The 18,136-nt window shown below is 44.7% G+C and carries 16 protein-coding genes and 1 other RNA gene; 10 read left to right on the top strand and 7 right to left on the bottom strand.

Annotated elements, in window-relative coordinates:
- The first annotated feature begins 9 nt into the window (after nt 1–9).
- The 3 genes from LPW36_RS13140 (at nt 10) to rsmS (ending at nt 2,444) form a co-directional block, all read left to right on the top strand.
- Nucleotides 10–1,506 (top strand): sensor histidine kinase, encoded by a 1,497-nt coding sequence (locus LPW36_RS13140; RefSeq protein ID WP_230610310.1) that lies wholly within the window; start codon nt 10–12, stop codon nt 1,504–1,506.
- Nucleotides 1,507–1,539: 33 nt separating this feature from the next.
- Entirely contained in the window at nt 1,540–2,223 is a 684-nt protein-coding gene (locus tag LPW36_RS13135; RefSeq protein ID WP_230610309.1) for a response regulator transcription factor, read from the top strand.
- Between the two features lie 62 nt (nt 2,224–2,285).
- Nucleotides 2,286–2,444 (top strand): pleiotropic regulatory protein RsmS, encoded by a 159-nt coding sequence (gene rsmS, locus LPW36_RS13130; RefSeq protein WP_230610307.1) that lies wholly within the window; start codon nt 2,286–2,288, stop codon nt 2,442–2,444.
- An 11-nt stretch (nt 2,445–2,455) separates the two neighbouring features.
- Here the strand turns inward: rsmS and LPW36_RS13125 are convergent, their stop codons facing one another.
- Genes LPW36_RS13125 through acrR form a run of 3 tightly spaced genes read right to left on the bottom strand, consistent with a single transcriptional unit; the run spans nt 2,456 to nt 4,059 of the window.
- Nucleotides 2,456–2,992, bottom strand: coding sequence for a hypothetical protein (locus LPW36_RS13125; RefSeq protein ID WP_230610304.1), 537 nt, complete (start codon nt 2,990–2,992; stop codon nt 2,456–2,458).
- A gap of 34 nt (nt 2,993–3,026) precedes the next feature.
- Entirely contained in the window at nt 3,027–3,380 is a 354-nt protein-coding gene (locus LPW36_RS13120; RefSeq protein WP_230610303.1) for a DsrE/DsrF/TusD sulfur relay family protein, read from the bottom strand.
- 37 nt (nt 3,381–3,417) lie between these two features.
- On the bottom strand, nt 3,418–4,059 hold the full coding sequence (acrR, locus tag LPW36_RS13115; protein WP_230610302.1) for a multidrug efflux transporter transcriptional repressor AcrR: 642 nt from the start codon (nt 4,057–4,059) through the stop codon (nt 3,418–3,420).
- Nucleotides 4,060–4,218: 159 nt separating this feature from the next.
- Between acrR and LPW36_RS13110 the strand changes: the two genes are divergently transcribed.
- From LPW36_RS13110 to LPW36_RS13095, 4 genes are all read left to right on the top strand, one after another.
- Complete coding sequence (locus LPW36_RS13110) at nt 4,219–5,400, top strand: efflux RND transporter periplasmic adaptor subunit (RefSeq protein WP_230610300.1); 1,182 nt, start codon at nt 4,219–4,221, stop codon at nt 5,398–5,400.
- A gap of 19 nt (nt 5,401–5,419) precedes the next feature.
- Nucleotides 5,420–8,569 carry an efflux RND transporter permease subunit gene (locus LPW36_RS13105; protein ID WP_230610298.1) on the top strand — a complete coding sequence of 1,050 codons (3,150 nt, stop codon included), beginning with the start codon at nt 5,420–5,422 and terminating at the stop codon, nt 8,567–8,569.
- Nucleotides 8,570–8,685: 116 nt separating this feature from the next.
- The gene (gene mbfA, locus LPW36_RS13100; protein ID WP_230610296.1) at nt 8,686–9,642 is read left to right on the top strand and encodes an iron exporter MbfA; all 957 of its coding nucleotides are present in this window, start codon (nt 8,686–8,688) and stop codon (nt 9,640–9,642) included.
- Nucleotides 9,643–9,869: 227 nt separating this feature from the next.
- Nucleotides 9,870–11,549, top strand: a complete 1,680-nt coding sequence (locus LPW36_RS13095) for a GGDEF domain-containing protein (RefSeq protein ID WP_230610295.1) — start codon at nt 9,870–9,872, stop codon at nt 11,547–11,549.
- 422 nt (nt 11,550–11,971) lie between these two features.
- On the opposite strand, the gene ffs is transcribed toward LPW36_RS13095, so the two are convergent.
- An RNA gene (gene ffs / locus LPW36_RS13090) (signal recognition particle sRNA small type) lies at nt 11,972–12,068 on the bottom strand.
- A gap of 182 nt (nt 12,069–12,250) precedes the next feature.
- Here ffs and LPW36_RS13085 point away from each other — a divergent pair.
- Nucleotides 12,251–12,571 (top strand): MGMT family protein, encoded by a 321-nt coding sequence (locus tag LPW36_RS13085; RefSeq protein WP_230610341.1) that lies wholly within the window; start codon nt 12,251–12,253, stop codon nt 12,569–12,571.
- A 53-nt stretch (nt 12,572–12,624) separates the two neighbouring features.
- On the opposite strand, the gene LPW36_RS13080 is transcribed toward LPW36_RS13085, so the two are convergent.
- Complete coding sequence (locus LPW36_RS13080; RefSeq protein WP_230610294.1) at nt 12,625–13,059, bottom strand: YbaY family lipoprotein; 435 nt, start codon at nt 13,057–13,059, stop codon at nt 12,625–12,627.
- Nucleotides 13,060–13,320: 261 nt separating this feature from the next.
- Here LPW36_RS13080 and tesB point away from each other — a divergent pair, with 261 nt between their 5' ends.
- Together tesB and LPW36_RS13070 are read left to right on the top strand one after the other, a co-directional pair.
- A complete protein-coding gene (tesB, locus tag LPW36_RS13075) occupies nt 13,321–14,187 on the top strand; it encodes an acyl-CoA thioesterase II (RefSeq protein WP_230610293.1) in 867 nt (288 codons plus the stop codon).
- Nucleotides 14,188–14,439: 252 nt separating this feature from the next.
- On the top strand, nt 14,440–15,741 hold the full coding sequence (locus LPW36_RS13070) for a serine/threonine transporter (protein WP_230610291.1): 1,302 nt from the start codon (nt 14,440–14,442) through the stop codon (nt 15,739–15,741).
- Nucleotides 15,742–15,906: 165 nt separating this feature from the next.
- Here the strand turns inward: LPW36_RS13070 and amtB are convergent, their stop codons facing one another.
- Nucleotides 15,907–17,193, bottom strand: a complete 1,287-nt coding sequence (gene amtB, locus LPW36_RS13065) for an ammonium transporter AmtB (RefSeq protein ID WP_230610289.1) — start codon at nt 17,191–17,193, stop codon at nt 15,907–15,909.
- Nucleotides 17,194–17,230: 37 nt separating this feature from the next.
- Nucleotides 17,231–17,569: a P-II family nitrogen regulator gene (gene glnK, locus LPW36_RS13060; protein WP_130591921.1), complete on the bottom strand. Its 339-nt coding sequence runs from the start codon at nt 17,567–17,569 to the stop codon at nt 17,231–17,233.
- Between the last annotated feature and the right edge of the window lie 567 nt (nt 17,570–18,136).

Below are 18,136 nucleotides of genomic sequence, written 5' to 3'. Positions count from 1 at the left end.
GGGTATGAAATGAAATCTAAAAAGTTTCTTTATCTGTTTATGGTCGTCACTGTCCTGATTGTCGGGCTGATTGGCTATTTTGGATACCGTACCCTATCGCAGGAAAGCACCCTGAACGAGTATCAAACCCAGCAACTGGCAAAAACCCGGGTGGCGCAAACTCAGGATTTCATTTTGCAGCAGTTGGGACAAAAGCAAATTCGTCTGAGTGCCATTCTGGCCTACCTGAAACTGGATCCACTCTCCCTTAATACTTTGATTGCTCAGGACAGCGATATTGAAGCGCTGTTTGTACTGGAGCATAACAAACTGGTGTTTCCGGATGCCTACAATCCGCTGAATCAAAAAGAGTCACGCTTTATTGAGCTGATTACCCCCATTATTCAGGATCCGGCCATTCTTATCGCTAAACAGCATCAGTCTGATGATAAGCGGCCCGATTCCGGCTGGTATGTAATGCAGGATCAGCAACAGCCGGTTCTGATTTACTGGCATCGCCTCAATGAGCGAACTATCGGATTTAAACTGTCCTATGTGAAATTGCTGTCAGATATCGTCTCCAGCATCGATTTCAACTATGAACCGGATAGTCTGATCATTTCGGACAACGGTCAGGTGCTGTATCAGTCACTGACCCGCACTTATGATAAAACCAAACAGCCAACCTATAATCAGGCGCTGCCCTTTCCGCTTCATGCCTGGAAGATTGACTATTACGCCAGCAATAACAGCAACTATTCGCTCTATTATTTCACTATTGGTCTGTTATTCATTGTTATTCTGGCGGTAGGGATTATTGCCCTATCACTGTATCGTGAATTTAACCGGGCTACCCGGCTGGCCAGTCAACAGGTTAGTTTTGTCGGTCAGGTATCCCATGAACTTAAGACCCCGCTCACCAATATCACGCTGTATGCAGAAATGCTTAAAGAGATGGAGCAGGAAGAAGATAGTCAGAATACTCACTATCTTGAGGTGATCATCAGTGAGAGTCGGCGCCTGTCCCGCCTGATTCAAAACGTGTTGACGTTTACCAAATCGCCAAAAATCAATTTGCAGCCGGTGGATATCAACCAGTTACTGGCACAGATTCATACTATTTTTACCCCGGTATTTGAGGCAAAAGGCATTCATCTGGCACTAACGGTGGAGGGACACCTGACTACCCACAGCGATATCGACCGTATCACTCAAATCATCAGCAATCTGCTTAGCAATGCGGAAAAATATGCTGCCGAAGGCAAAAAGGTCCGACTCAGTGCCAGCCAGGATGATAAGAGTATTTATATCCGCGTGCGTGACTACGGCAAAGGCTTGTCGGATAAAGAGCTGAAACATATCTTCCAGCCGTTCTATCGGGTGAAATCAGAGATTACCGAAGGCGTGACCGGAACCGGTATTGGTCTGACGATCGCACTTCAGCTAGCTCAAAGCCTGTCCGGTACCCTGATGGCCGAAAACCGCGATAGCGGACTGGAATTTACCTTATGTATTCCGCGTACCTAAAAAGAAACGGGCATATAAAATGGATCAATCATTATGAAAATTTTAATTGCTGAAGATGATGTTCATATTCGCAATGGATTGAGCGATATGCTCTCCCGCGAAGGCTACAGCATTATTACCGCAGAAAACGGTAAAGTCGCCTTAACTCAGTATCAGCAACAACAACCGGACTTTATTATTCTGGATATTATGATGCCGGAGCTGGATGGCTACTCGGTATGTAAAGAGATAAGAAAGCACGATGAACATACCCCGGTGGTTTTTCTTTCCGCTAAGGGAGAGGAGATTGATAAGGTATTAGGTCTTGAACTGGGCGCCGATGACTATATTAATAAGCCATTTGGTATTCATGAAGTCCGAGCCAGAATTAAAACCATCGCCCGTCGCTGCCTGAAAGCCAGGCAAAACTCGCCGAATCAGAGTTTTCAATTTGGCGATCTGCTGGTATCTCCAACGGAGCTGTGCGCCAAACGCGGGCAGCAGGTCATTGAGCTATCGTTACGAGAAATCAAAATTCTGATGTGCCTGATACAGCACAAAAACCAGGTTGTCACTCGCGATATGCTGTTTGACTGCGCCTGGGGATATGACCATTTGCCTAATAGCCGCACGCTGGATCAGCATATCTCCAAACTGCGTAAGCTGATTGAACTCGATCCTATTGCTCCGGTACTGATTAAAACCATCCATGGTGCTGGCTATCGCTATCAGGAATAACCGACCGTAGAAAAAGCCGCTACAATAGTGGCATTGCTAACTCATACCCGAGGCGTTTACCAATGTCGCTGGAACAAGCTCCTGAAGAGGTTAAACTGGCTGTCGATCTGATTTATCTGCTGGAGAGCAATCAGATCGATGCCAAAACCGTACTGGCTGCACTAAAAATTGTTGAACAGGATTTTCTACGTAAATTACAGCAAGAGTCAGAGAAGGACTGAGGTTACCTGTATTATTTATACTGCTGACGTGCCGTAAATACGCCTGCACTAAACAGGGTATAGGTTAACATAACTAACAATGGCAACCATTGGGGTTCTTTCAGGTAAGAGGCTATCCAATGGAAGGGAAAGCAGACCAGTAATGCAAAATCGTAGGGGTGATAGCCGAGAATCGGTTCACCCCCTGCTGATAACACTAGCATGCAAACCACATGCGCATAGAGAATAAAAAGCAAAAAAGGAATATAGCGCCATAGCTGCTGTCGGGGTAAACGCGCATAGCGACCGTAGGCATGCCCCATAGCCAATAGTCCCAGACAAAAAACCGCCAGACAAAACCAGCGTGTTATCTGAAGCAATCCTGACCTGCTGAGGGTAATCCCCTCACTCAATACCAAATCGCGACTAAACCAGGCACTGGAATCCATTAACAACAGGCAGAGATAAGCCAGTATCTGGCTTAACGGCGGCAAAATGCCCGCCAGCATCAACAGTAAGACCATCAATACCGTTGGTGATGAGCGAAAAGCAGAACGGGGATGGGTCATTGACTGGACCCAATCAGATAAATGGCATCACTCATCAGAAAGTCAACACTTTGTCCGCAGCCAACGTCCACTGGGCCAGCTCAACTAAGGTACCAATTTCCACACCCTCAATCAGCGGTAACGAGCTAATACCACGACCATCCGTACAGGTTTTGCATAATTTCACTTCAACATTTTGGGCCGTCAGGATCTCCAGCATTTGCTGAAGGTTATAGCCTTCATGAGGCTTATGCCCGCGAATACCGGCACTTACCGCATCTGACATCAGGAATAGTTTTAATTCACAATCCGGTGACTGTTCGCGAATCGCGATAGACAGGCGTAAAGCATTAAATAGAATTTCGCTGCCATAGGGTGCGCCATTAGCAATAACCAAAATACGTTGCATCTGTTATTTCCTGTGATGGGATAATCTCGCTCTGAGGCTAAAAACATGCGTTTCTTAACGAGGGGCTATATTTCATTATATCAATAAAAGCATCAACTAACCGCGGAGCTTCTTGTTCTAACGAGTAAGATTCCGGCATAAAAAGCCAGTTTTCAATCAAACCACAAATATATGCCCGTAGCGTGATAGCTGCAAGGTTGATATCCAATTGCGCGCCCAGTTGCTTATACTGAACACACAGCAATAAATCTTTCTCAATTCTTTCATGATTTTCAAGGTATAAAGATTGATGAATTTGTTGTAATGAGAGCAATTCTCCGACAAACTTACACTTATGAAATAATATACCCAGTAAAGTTTTTCGGCGAAAGTCGTTAACCGTCGCCTGAAGAACAAAAATTAGCGTTTGGCGTAACGCTAAAAGCGGTTCAGAGGGAAATTCATTTCTGTATCGCAGCACTACGTCATCAATGCTAGACTCTACTTGAGTCCACATTGCATTGAATATATCGACCTTATTTTTGAAATGCCAGTAAATAGCTCCCCGCGTCACTCCTGCCGCCTGAGCTATATCATTCAGTGATATACTGGACACTCCCCGTCGGGCAAATTCTTGCATGGCGGCATCAAAAATATGCTGACGGGTTTCCAGGGATTGTTGCTTAGTTTTGCGGCCCATAATTTTTATGCTTTATGTGCGGTGTGCCGTGTAATTACTTACATACACATATGAATGTTTGTATTATAGCACGCTAAATTTATTGAAAATAACCGTAGGGTTACCTGAGTTTAACTATTAACGGTAACTGATATTGAAATATTGAGTTGAGGTTGATCTATGAGTAGAAACAGAGGGGTTATGCCTCTGGCAGCAGTGCTAATGCTTTCAAGTAGTTTAGTACTCGTAGGGTGCGATAATAAATCCAATGCAGGTGCCCAACACGCAGCTCCAGAAGTTGAATTTGTAAAGGTAAAAACACAACCAATCAATATCACTACTGAGCTTCCGGGCCGCACATCTGCTTTCCGTATTGCAGAAGTTCGTCCTCAGGTAAGCGGAATTATACTTAAACGTCAATTTACTGAAGGTAGCATGATCAAAGAGAGTGACTCTCTTTATCAAATCGATCCGGCAACCTATCAGGCGGCTTATAACAGCGCCGTTGCCGATCTGGCTAAAGCCGAAGCTAACGCAACTCTGATGAATTTAACGGTAAAACGTTATAAGCCACTGTTGAAAAACAACTTCGTCAGCCGTCAGGATTACGATACTGCCGTAGCGAATGCCCGTCAGGGTGAAGCCGGTGTTCAGGCGGCCAAAGCCGCCGTAGAAACGGCCCGTATTAAGCTTGAATACACCAAGGTAATGTCCCCTATCAGCGGATTGATTGGTAAATCCAACGTTACTGAAGGTGCTCTGGTGAATGCGAATCAGACTACTGCGCTGGCAACCGTACAGCAGCTTGATCCTATCTATGTTGATGTCACTCAATCCAGTAATGATTTCTTGCGTATGAAGCAGGAACTGGCTGATGGCTCACTGAAGAAGGAAAGCAAAGCCACGGTAAGTCTGGTTTTTGATAACGGCAGCGTCTATCAGGAAAAAGGAACCTTAGAGTTTGAAGACGTCACCGTAGATGAAACCACCGGCTCTATTACCATGCGCGCCGTTTTCCCGAATCCGAACAATCAGCTACTTCCGGGTATGTTTGTTCGTGCTCGTATTGATGAAGGGGTAAAACCTAATGCGATGCTGGTTCCTCAACCGGGGATCACGCGTAACCAACGTGGTGAAGCAACGACACTGGTCATCAATAAAGAAGAAAAAGTTGAATCACGCACCATTACTACCGGTCAGGCTATTGGTAGTGACTGGCTGGTTACTCAAGGCCTTGAACCTGGCGATCGTGTGATTGTAACGGGCCTACAAAAGATCAAACCGGGCGCGTCTGTTAATGCTAAAGAGTATGCAGAAAAATCGAAAGATGCCGCATCAAACGCACCAGCAGCGAAATCATAAACGAGATTGAGTGTAGCAGATGGCTAAATTTTTTATTGATCGCCCTATCTTTGCTTGGGTAATCGCCATAATTATTATGTTGGCGGGGACTCTGGCATTAGTCCAATTACCGGTATCGCAATATCCCTCTATTGCACCACCGGCGGTTTCTATCTCCGCCTCTTACCCGGGTGCAGATGCGAAAACCGTACAGGACTCTGTCACTCAGGTTATCGAGCAGAACATGAACGGTATCGATAACCTGATGTATATGTCATCCACCAGTGATTCGGCCGGTAACGCCTCTATCACCCTAACATTTGACTCTAAAGCAGATCCAGATATTGCTCAGGTACAGGTACAGAACAAACTGCAACTGGCAACCCCCTTACTACCGCAAGAAGTACAGCAAATGGGGATCAGCGTTAAAAAGGCTACCAGTAGCTTCTTAATGGTTGCCGGTTTTATCTCTGAAGATGGTTCAATGAGCCAGGAAGATATTGCAGACTACGTCGGTTCTAACGTCAAAGATCCTATCAGCCGTACTGGCGGTGTTGGAGACATCCAGCTGTTTGGTTCGCAATACGCCATGCGCGTTTGGTTAGACCCCAATAAGCTGAATAACTACTCGTTAACCCCTATTGACGTTAATAATGCGATTAAAGTTCAGAACAACCAGATTGCCGCAGGCCAGTTAGGTGGTACACCACCGGTAAAAGGCCAGCAGCTGAACTCATCGATTATTGTGCAGACGCGTTTACAAACCCCGGAACAGTTCGGTCAGATTCTGTTAAAGATTAATACCGATGGTTCACAGGTTCGTCTGAAGGATGTGGCAACAATTGAGTTAGGCGGTGAAAGTTATAACGTCGTTGCACGTTTCGATGGCAAGCCAGCTTCCGGTCTGGGTATTAAACTGGCTACCGGTGCTAACGCTCTGGATACCGCCGCTGCGGTTAAAGCCGAGTTAAGTGCATTGGAAAAATACTTTCCTTCTGGCCTGAAAATCGTTTACCCATACGATACGACGCCTTTCGTTAAAATCTCTATAAACGAAGTAATTAAAACGCTGGTAGAAGCTATTCTGCTGGTATTTATCGTCATGTATCTGTTCCTGCAAAACCTGCGCGCCACGCTGATCCCTACCATGGCGGTACCGGTGGTGTTATTAGGAACCTTTGCGGTGTTATCCGCCTTTGGCTACTCAATAAACACCCTGACGATGTTCGCCATGGTGCTCGCCATCGGCCTGTTGGTTGATGACGCCATCGTGGTAGTAGAAAACGTTGAACGGATCATGGTGGAAGAAGGTCTGCCACCAAAAGAAGCCACGCGGAAATCCATGGGGCAGATTCAGGGTGCGTTAGTCGGTATTGCTTTGGTACTGTCGGCAGTATTCGTACCAATGGCCTTCTTCGGTGGCTCTACTGGTGCGATTTACCGTCAATTCTCTATTACTATTGTTTCGGCGATGGTGCTGTCAGTATTGGTCGCGCTGATTCTGACACCTGCGCTGTGTGCCACTATTCTGAAGCCGGTAGCCAAAGGTAGTCATGGCGCTACTACCGGGTTCTTCGGTTGGTTCAACAATCTGTTTGAGAAGAACACCCATCACTATACCAATAGTGTCTCTAACATTCTGGGTAGTACCGGTCGCTATATTCTGATCTATCTGGTTCTGGTTGTTGGCATGGCATTGCTGTTTATTCGCCTCCCTTCTTCATTCTTACCGGAAGAAGATCAGGGTGTATTCCTGGCGGCCGTTCAAATGCCTCAGGGTGCAACTCAGGAAAGAACTCAAAAAGTTCTGGACGAGGTGAGCGACTATTTTATTACCAAAGAAAAAGACAACGTTGTTTCAGTCTTTACCGTTGGTGGTTTCGGCTTCAGCGGGCAGGGCCAAAATACCGGTCTGGCATTTATTAAACTGAAAGAATGGGATGATCGCCCAGGCGCAGACAATAAAGTGTCCGCCATTGTAAGTCGGGCCTCCAAAGCATTCTCTAAGATTAAAGACGGTATGGTATTTGCCTTTAACCTTCCGGCTATCGTCGAATTGGGTACCGCGTCTGGCTTTGACTTCCAGTTAATTGACCAGGCTGGTTTAGGCCATGAAAAATTAACTGAAGCACGTAACCAGCTGTTAGGCATGATAGCTAAACATCCGGATATGTTAGTTGGTGTTCGTCCAAACGGACTGGAAGATACACCTCAGTTTAAGCTGACTATCGATCAGGAAAAAGCGCAGGCATTAGGCGTATCTATTAGCGATATCAACCAGACGCTATCAACCGCCTTGGGTGGCTCTTACGTAAACGACTTTATCGACCGTGGTCGTGTGAAGAAAGTTTATGTTCAGGCTTCAGCACCATTCCGTATGGTGCCAAAGGATATTGATAACTGGTTTGTGCGTGGTACAAATGGTCAGATGGTTCCACTTTCTGCCTTCTCCAGCGCACAATGGCAATATGGTTCCCCTCGTCTGGAGCGTTATAACGGTTTACCTTCAATGGAAATTTTGGGTGAAGCAGCGCCGGGCAAGAGTAGTGGTGATGCCATGAAACTGATGGAAGATCTGGCGTCTCAGTTACCGGTAGGTATTGGTTATGACTGGACCGGCATGTCCTATCAGGAACGTTTGTCAGGTAATCAGGCCCCATCACTGTATGCCATTTCACTGATTGTGGTATTCCTGTGTCTGGCTGCGCTGTATGAGAGCTGGTCAATTCCATTCTCAGTTATGCTGGTTGTTCCACTTGGGGTTGTTGGTGCACTGGTAGCTACTACCCTGCGCGGTATGGAAAACGATGTTTACTTTATTGTAGGCTTGTTAACCACCGTGGGGCTCTCGGCGAAAAACGCCATACTGATTGTAGAGTTCGCCAAAGACCTGATGGACAAAGAAAATAAGGGCCTTATTGAAGCAACGCTGGATGCGGTACGTATGCGTTTACGTCCAATTCTGATGACCTCCCTGGCCTTTATGCTTGGTGTACTGCCGCTGGCTATCAGTACCGGCGCAGGCTCCGGCTCCCAAAACGCGGTAGGTACCGGGGTTCTGGGCGGTATGGTCAGTGCGACTATATTGGCTATCTTCTTCGTACCTGTGTTCTTTGTGGTGGTGCGTCGCCGCTTTAGTAAGCGCGGTGAAGATATTGAGCATTCCCATGCAGTTGAACATAAATCCTAAGTTAAGATTAAATTAACTTCTCCTCAGGGGCCGCAATTGCGGCCCCTGTTTTTTTACATATAACCAATAAGGGATTAATATCGTAGCAATGCATAAAGTAGATTTCCGGAGGCATCATGAAAAATTTCTCCGAGCTTTCAGAAAAGGAAATTCTGGCTCTCGCCATCTCGTTAGAAGAAGAAGACAACAAGATATATAACGAATTTGCAGAAGGATTACGGGAAACTTATCCTGATTCAGCAAAAATTTTTGATCTGATGTCCCGGGAAGAAGATCGGCATCGTCATCGGCTGATTAAGCTGTATCAGGAGAAGTTTGGTAATCACATCCCATTAATTCGCCGGCAAGACGTTAAAGGTTTTGTTGAACGCAAACCTATCTGGCTTAGTCGTCCTCTCAGTATCGATAAAGTTCGAAAACAGTCGGAAGTGATGGAGATAGAAACCCAGAATTTCTACTATCAGGCCGCCCGCAGAACAACCGATGCCGCAGTGCGTCAGCTGTTAGGTGACCTTGCCGCAGAAGAGCACCGCCACCAGCGACGGGCAGAACAGTTGGAAAAGCAGTTTATTAATCCGCAAGTGCAGGAGAAAGAGAATAAGTCTGCTCATCGCCTGTTTGTACTTCAGATTGTTCAACCCTCTCTGGCTGGTTTAATGGATGGCTCCGTTTCTACCTTAGCTCCGGTCTTTGCGGCAGCGCTGGCCACGAAAGACAGCTGGCAAGCCTTTCTGGTGGGCCTGGCTGCCTCCGTTGGTGCCGGTATCTCTATGGCATTTGCCGAAGCAGTTTCAGACAATGGTTCATTAACCGGACGGGGAAACCCGTGGTTACGGGGTGCCTCCTGTGGAGTCATGACAACCTTGGGTGGGTTGGGGCATACCCTCCCCTTTCTTATCAGCGATTTCTGGACAGCAATGGCCGTTTCCGGCGTGGTGGTTATATTTGAACTGGCAGCCATATCCTGGATCCGTAACCGCTACATGGATACGCCATTTCTTCAGGCTGCGTTTCAGGTGGTAGTAGGAGGATTGCTGGTTTTCGCCACCGGTCTGATTATCGGTAGTTCGTAACACGATCATTTTTCAGATTAACCATAACATGGATTTATCCTGTAACCGGCAATAACAATCCCGGCTACCGGTAAAGTATTATCGAAAAACCACAATTATGCTTTTATCTGGTGGTAATTCAGTAACATTAATACGGTAAAGACAAATTGATTGGCCTTTAAACTGTGCTAAAATGGGGGCTACTAATTACCATGACATTGAGGTTGTGAGTTTTATATGGAACCTTAATGATGAAAATTAGAAATTTCTTTATTCTTATTATCTTATTCATTATTACCTCACTGAGTATCCTTTCGGTCTCTACCATTAGTAGTGATTTATCCGACCTCCGCGGTAACATCAAAGAACAAAATAAAATTAAATATCTCCAGTTGTTACTGATCGCCGGTGAACGTATTTTCGATGAGCATCAGGTCTCAAAGATGGCCAATTTTTATCTGCTTGCCGGACCAATAAACTATCATCCCGTTGATAGTGCAATAAATAATCTGATCGCCTTTACGGGACAGGAGCCTAAAACAGATGAATTTCCGTATGACAAATATACCGCTTTAGAAGTTAAACGATTATCAGAAGAGATTCGAAAAGATAAACGCTTTTCCAGCGCTTACTCATTTAACCGGCTGGAATCGATTATTGAATATCAGATTATTCAGATTCAAAACCATTCCGCCGAATTTATGATTGCTATTGAAGGCGTCAGATTAACCACTCAGTTATATAGTTTTTTTACTGAACTTATCGATCAGCTCATTGATATTGACATCTCCCACAACATGGATGAATCATCGGCGATTAAGGCTATCAAGCTGTTGGGGGCCATTGATGAAACAGAAAACCGGCTAATTTCAATACAAAAGAATTACCTTAAGCACAGCAATCAAAGTGAAGAAATTGATACTTTAGTTAACGAAATTTTCAGTCACGACACCATTAAAATAAAGCATCTCATTTACAATAATTTTGATAGCAGTATTATCAATGATGTTGGATTACAACGGGTTAATCACTCTTACTTTCAGGCAAAATACCATCTTTCAAGCTTAAACCAAATGCTATTGAGTGAAGCTACCGATATTTCAGCTAGCCAAATTTACCTGTCCAGAATCAAAATCTATAGCATGGTGTGTTTTCTGGCGATCTTCTTTCTGTTCGCCATCCTGCCTATTTCAGTCATGATCTATAAACTTAGTGGCGCATTTACCCTGGTTCAGAAAGCCGTTACCCAGCTCTCCAATAATGATCTGAATATTAACTTTAATGAAAACCAAAGCCGTTTCAGTTTCGAACTGGAATCCATTATTCAGTCGCTGATTAAACTGAAAAAAATTCAGATAGAGAAATACCGTCTGGAGAACCGTAATAAGGAACTAATTCGTAAGCTTCAACTAAGTGCCACCACCGATTATCTGACCGGTATATCTAACCGACGTGCATTTCTGGATGCTATTCGTTATTTACCGGCGGACCAGCAGTACGGAGCATCACTGGCGCTGATAGATATTGATAACTTTAAACATATTAACGACCGCTTCGGCCATAGTTGTGGTGATGAAGTATTAATCAAATTCTCCCGCCTGCTGAAAACCTTTTTCAGAAAAGAAGATCTGTTTTGCCGTTATGGTGGAGAGGAGTTTGCTATCCTGCTGTATGATTGTGATAACCAGCAGGCACAAAAAACCCTCGACAGGCTATGTAAGAAAGCTCGCTATCTCTCTGTTATTTCAACGGAATCTGAGAAAGAAAAAATCTACTTTACTATCAGCATTGACTCGACAGAGCTCTCTGACCGTTCCAGCATTAATCATGCCATTAATCGTGCAGATAAAGCGCTGTATCATGCCAAAACAACCGGAAAAGATCGGGTTATTACCTACACCCCACAAATTGAAATATCCACAGAGTAATTATTGCTTAACGGGTATATCCAGAATAAACAATCATTAAGCGTTGATAAGGGTAAAACTGCAAGCTGCTGAATCCCTGAATAACCTGACACCGGAAAAATACCGGCGGATGACTAAAAAACCAGAAATCTTAAAAAGTACGTGGTACTAAAACGGGTGTGCTTACATTATCACTAAATTTTTTTAGCCGAAGGATTACTTCACGTTTAGAACGGGTTCTTAAAGAACGCCTAAATTCTCTACGTTTACCGCAAGGTAAAATATTTACTTTTCTGTAGTACCAGATTCCATGACGGGAAAGCATAAGAGACATAATTCTGCCCTATGGTGATACACAAAAATTGTATCACTTGAGCAATTATGGTGAAGATTTCTTGAATTTTTCTTAAGAAATTAAGGGGTTCCCTAAAATTGGGTGGGGGCCCTGCCAGCTACATCCCGGCACACACGACGCTTGCTGCGGCTGCTTCCTTCCGGACCTGACCGAGTTCACAAGTTAGCGTTGCGGGAGAACCAACAGAGCCCCCATTGATGGCTTCATTCTCATAAAGCGCAGGCATTATCAGGGATGGGCCGTTCAATTGCAAGGCTCCTGACACTAAGCGATGTTTTCTTACTCAACTCACCAATTTATGGCAGAATTAGCAGCCTGTACTTCAGCCAGTAAATCTGTCACATCAACCCAAGAAGGAACCCTGCGGATGGAAAACGATGAACCATCGCTCCCCACCCGAATTTACACCGTTGTTGCTTCAATTCCCCCGGGAAAAGTAACGACCTATGGCGCTGTTGCACGTTTAGCCGGAGCGGCTGGCGCTGCGCGTCATGTAGGGATCATCTTAAGTCGTTTACCGGAAGGAAGTACGCTGCCCTGGTTTCGGGTGGTCAATTCTCAGGGCAAGATATCATTAACCGGGCCGGATTATATTCGCCAGAAACAGGCGCTGCTGGCTGATGGCGTTCTTTTTACTCGTTCAGACAGAATCAATTTTAAGATCTATGGTTGGCTGACACCGCCATAATGCTAAAAAAAGCTTCAGTATTGAGTAGTGCCAGCCGTCAACAGACAGAGCAATTAATGCTGAACGCGATCCAGAATCAGATCCGCATGGGCAGGCTGTCCATTGGTAAGAACCTCATTCATTGAGGTGGTGGTATATAACAATTTGCCATCAACTGAGATGGTGGCAGACAGGGAAACCCGCTGTACCCCGGCTAACTGCTGATTGTTATACGGCAGGTTAAACATAAAAGGAACCTGCTTACCTTCGGACGGAATAGTCACCGTCGACAAGATTTTTGCAGGTGCATCAGCTCGCGATACATCCGCCAGCGTAACGGTAATTGTCGCTTTCTCAGGTAAAGCCATTCTGTCACGGTAGATCACACTACCGCTAACGGTGGTCGCACTATTAATAGCGTTATCCTTCTCATTTTGTGTAGCAGTACTGCTACAGCCAACCAATGCTACGGTCAAAGCCGCACTACTCAATATTTTTAAAAAACTCATGTTTACCTCCTGAATATTGCCAATATCAAATATAATTTTAACTCAAAATCATCAAAAAAATCAGTTTAATTATCTAACTATTTTAATAAACACCAGCCAAACACTGGAGTTAATGATTAATTTCACCATTATAATCTGAGTTTATGTTTCGCTGATTAAATCTCCCTTTTCAAGGCATTCCCAACTAAAATAGATCCATCAGACCATCATATTATTTATACAAATCAAGGCCACATGGCCATCAGACAGGACTTCCCCGCAATGAGCGATGTTTTACAAAATCTGTTAACGCTACTTCATCTGGAAAAAATTGATGCGCATCGGTTTCGCGGACAGAGCCAGAATCTTGGATTAAAGCAACTATTTGGTGGGCAGGTTGTTGGTCAGGCACTTTCTGCCGCTAAACAAACCGTATTACCAGAGCGTAAAGTGCACTCCTGTCACAGCTACTTTTTACGCCCCGGTGATAGCCATCAGCCTGTTGACTATGAAGTGGAAGTTATTCGCGATGGCAATAGCTTTAGTACCCGAAGAGTCAGCGCCATACAGAACGACCATACGATCTTCTATATGACCGCCTCATACCAAAGCTATGAAGAGGGCTTTGACCATCAGGCTGCTATAATGCCCGATGTTCCGCCACCGGAATCGCTGGTTTCAGAAACCGATATCGCCAGAAAGTTTGCTCATCTGCTGTCCGAGCCGATGAAAAGCGTTTTCTGTAATGAAATGCCTATCGAAATGCGACCGGTTAAATATCACAATCTGCTAAAAGCAGAGATCGATAAACCGATTCGTCACGTTTGGCTACGGGCTAATGGCACCATGCCAGACGATCCGGGAATCCATAAATATCTGTTGGGCTATGCCTCTGACTTTAACTTTCTGCCCACCGCGCTTCAGCCTCATGGCGTAGCTTTACTGCAACCCGGTATGCAGGTGGCTACCATTGACCATTCTATCTGGTTCCACCGTACTTTCCGTATGGATGAATGGCTACTGTACTCGGTAGAAAGCCCTTCCGCATCAGGCACCAGGGGTTTTGTACGCGGTCAATTTTTTACCCGCAGTGGCCTGTTGGTTGCATCTACCAGTCAGGAAGGTGTAATGCGCTTTCATAACAGTTAATTTCAGTTATTTATTCTGATAAGTCACTGGAAAATAACGGTCTGAATTCAGGTCGTTATTTTTTGATTAATTTACCAGCAAAAAATTTTACAATGCCGATTGCTTAAATTATAAACTAATGCACTACCATCCAGCCTCTCAGGGCGATTTAAGTGCTAATTGTGTGATCCAACACATATCCTCCTGTAATAACTGCCCCTAGAATACGCGCGGTTTTTAATATTCTACTTTTTACTCATATGAGGGTTATAAATGTCGGTTAAAGACATCTCAGTATCGATACCTGATACGGACACGGGTATTCAAACATCTAAATGGCAAAAACAAGATACAACGTGGATGTTGGGTTTATACGGCACTGCAATCGGCGCAGGGGTTCTTTTCCTGCCTATCAACGCGGGTCTGGGTGGTATATGGCCTTTGATGATCATGTTGATTATCGCCTTTCCAATGACCTATTTCTCTCATCGTGCTTTAACTCGTTTTGTTCTGTCTGGTTCATCTCGGGGTGGTGACATTACCGAAGTGGTAGAAGAACATTTTGGCAAATTTGCCGGGGCATTAATTACTCTGCTCTATTTCTTTGCTATCTACCCTATTTTATTGATTTACAGCGTAGGTATCACCAACACCACTATCAGTTTTATTGAAGTTCAGATGGGTATGACTGCGCCACCTCGCTGGTTACTGTCGATCGTGCTGATCCTTGGCCTGATGACCATCGTTCACTTTGGTCGTGATATGGTGGTTAAAGCTATGAGTATTCTGGTTTACCCATTTGTTACCGTTCTGATGTTGCTGGCGCTGTATCTGATCCCTCAGTGGAGCGGCGCAATTTTTGAACAGGCTAACACCAGTTTTGATGCAGGTAGCATGAAAACGCTGCTGTTAACCCTGTGGCTAATTATCCCTACCATGGTGTTTTCATTTAACCATTCACCAATCATCTCCTCATTTGCCGTTAGCCAAAAAGAGACTTATGGCAAAAACGCCGATGAGAAAAGCGGTCGTATCTTAAGATATGCACACTTGATGATGGTCATTACCGTTATGTTCTTCGTGTTCAGCTGCGTATTAAGCCTGTCACCGGCCAATCTGGCGGAGGCCAAAGCACAGAATATTTCTATTCTGTCTTACCTGGCTAACCACTTCCATACTCCGCTTATTGAATATGTAGCACCAGTTATTGCCTTTGTGGCTATTACCAAATCATTCCTTGGACACTATCTTGGCGCAAGCGAAGGTATGCAGGGGCTGATGATCAAATCCCTGCGCTCTAAGGGCCAGCCGGTACAAATCAAAAAGCTGGAACGCATTACCGCCGTGTTTATGATTATTACCTGCTGGATCATTGCTACGCTGAACCCAAGTATTCTGGGTATTATTGAAACCTTAGGTGGCCCGGTTATCGCCATGATTCTATTTATTATGCCGATGTATGCTATCAGTAAGGTTCCGGCAATGCAGAAATACCGCGGTCATATGAGTAATATTTTTGTGGTACTGATGGGACTGGTAGCCATTTCAGCAATTCTGTATTCGCTGTTTGCGTAATGGATTTTGTTGTTTGATGCGTTAAACCAGCATCAATGGGTATTCCGATCGTAAAATATCAAGTGCTTATATTCGCTTTATGCCCGACCGGAAGCCCCTCCCCAACAATTAGTCTTATAGAAAAAGACGGCCCTGGCCGTCTTTTTCTGTTTAATAACAAGATGATTATTGGTTATATGCACTCTCACCATGTGAGTTGACATCCAGACCTTCGCGTTCCATTTCTTCCGGTACCCGCAGTCCAAGGAAGATATCTGCTATTTTATAGGCCACAAAGGCAACAATACCTGACCATAGCAGACAAACTACGACACTTATCCCCTGAACACCCACTTGCTTCAGCATGGTCACGCCTTCAGCATAGCCGGTTCCGCCCAGAGCCGCCGAGGTCAGGATGCCGGTACCGATACAACCGACAATACCGCATACGCCATGCACCCCGAAAACATCGCAGGTATCGTCAACTTTTAGCCATGATTTCAAGACCACTACACCCCATAGCCCTGCAACACCAGCGATAATGCCCAAAATCAGTGCACCACCAATGCCGACAGAACCCGCAGCAGGCGTAATGGCAACCAGACCGGCAATACAACCGGAGCAGGCACCCAGTAAAGAAGGCTTACCGCGAACCATCCATTCTACCGCCAGCCATCCCAATACTGCGCCCGCGGTGGCTGTTACGGTGTTAACAAAGGCCAGTGCCGCAATTTCGTTGGCGCTGCTGGCAGAACCGGAGTTAAAACCAAACCAGCCGACATACAGAATTGCAGTACCGATAAATACCATTGGCAAATTATGAGGTTTAAACGCTTCACGGCCAAAGCCACTGCGTTTTCCTAACATATAGGCACCCACTAAAGCCGCAATCGCTGCGTTAATATGAACCACGGTGCCGCCGGCAAAATCGATCGCACCCATTTTAAACAGGTAACCGCCCCCCCATACCATATGAGCCATTGGTAAATAGGCCAGCGTAAACCAGATGAAAACAAAAAGAATTACCGCAGAAAACCGAACCCGCTCCGCGAATCCTCCAACGATTAATCCTACGGTAATACAGGCAAACGATCCCTGAAAAGCAACATGAATTAACTTGTAAAACGTACCTGTCACATCAGTTAAGTGAACATCTTTCAGCAGTAATCCGTTAAAGTTACCAAAGAAATCGTTGCCTTCACCAAAAGCCAGGGTATAGCCATAAATAACCCAAAGCACACTCACTAAAGAAAAGGTCGCTATCACTTGAGTCATCAAAGAGAGCACATTTTTAGAGCGTAGTAATCCGCCATAAAACAGCGCAATACCGGGAATGCTCATAAACAAAACCAGCGCAGTACTTATCATCATAAAGCCGTTATCAGCTTTATCGGCAACGCTTTCGGCAGCCATAGCAAAACCAGGAAACATGACCGGCAGACTCATCGCTATTCCGGATAAAAATCTTTTCATCTCTATTCATCCTTCTCACATGTTGAGTATTTATGACTTACAGAGCGTCTTCGTCTGTTTCGCCGGTGCGTATACGTACTACCCGCTGTAATTCAGTAACAAAAATCTTTCCATCACCAATCTTGCCGGTATAAGCAGACTGAGTTATTGCTGCAATTGCCCCCTCAACCTGATCGTCAGACATCGCGATATCAATTTTCACCTTCGGCAAAAAATTAACGCTGTATTCAGCACCGCGATATAATTCCGCGTGTCCTTTCTGACGGCCAAACCCCTTAACTTCAGTAACCGTCAATCCCTGAATGCCTATTGAAGATAAGGCTTCGCGCACATCTTCCAGCTTGAAGGGTTTAATCACTACGGTGACAAGTTTCATATGCCTCTCCTCGATTAAGGGTTAACGATTAATCATGGTTAACTGATAAATGGTCCACGATTAAACAAGAGCAAATTGCATGCCAAAATAAAAATATGTCTCTGCTTTTTTCCTTAATTAAAAAACACAGCCATCTTAAAACCTGTGGTGAAATACATTAATAAACATATCCAACACATGGTTTTTTCAGAAGAAAATAACAAAGTTTATAGCGATATCTTCACCATGAAAGAAGGGTAAATAAAAGCGGTGAATTAAATAAATAGAGAGGATAAATAATAAGATTAAATGAATTCAGTCAAAGATAATAACGCTGGCCGGTCTATTCCACCGCACTAAAACAGTGCGTAATAAAGCATAATTTGATGCAATATAATCTCGCTTTATTATCCATTGCACAAAATGAATCTATTTCTGAAGGCATAAAAAATCCCGCCGTAGCGCTGAGGGATCCCCACAAAATCAGCGCTAATAAACCAACACCATACTCTGGTAGGTTTTGGCGAGATGATTAAGAACAGTACTGAGTACTGTTCGTCTTAAAATTAGCGGAGAGTGTCGCAAGAC

Source organism: Limnobaculum eriocheiris (assembly GCF_021010575.1).
Classification (GTDB): domain Bacteria; phylum Pseudomonadota; class Gammaproteobacteria; order Enterobacterales; family Enterobacteriaceae; genus Limnobaculum; species Limnobaculum eriocheiris.
This window is presented reverse-complemented; position numbering and strand designations above follow the sequence as displayed.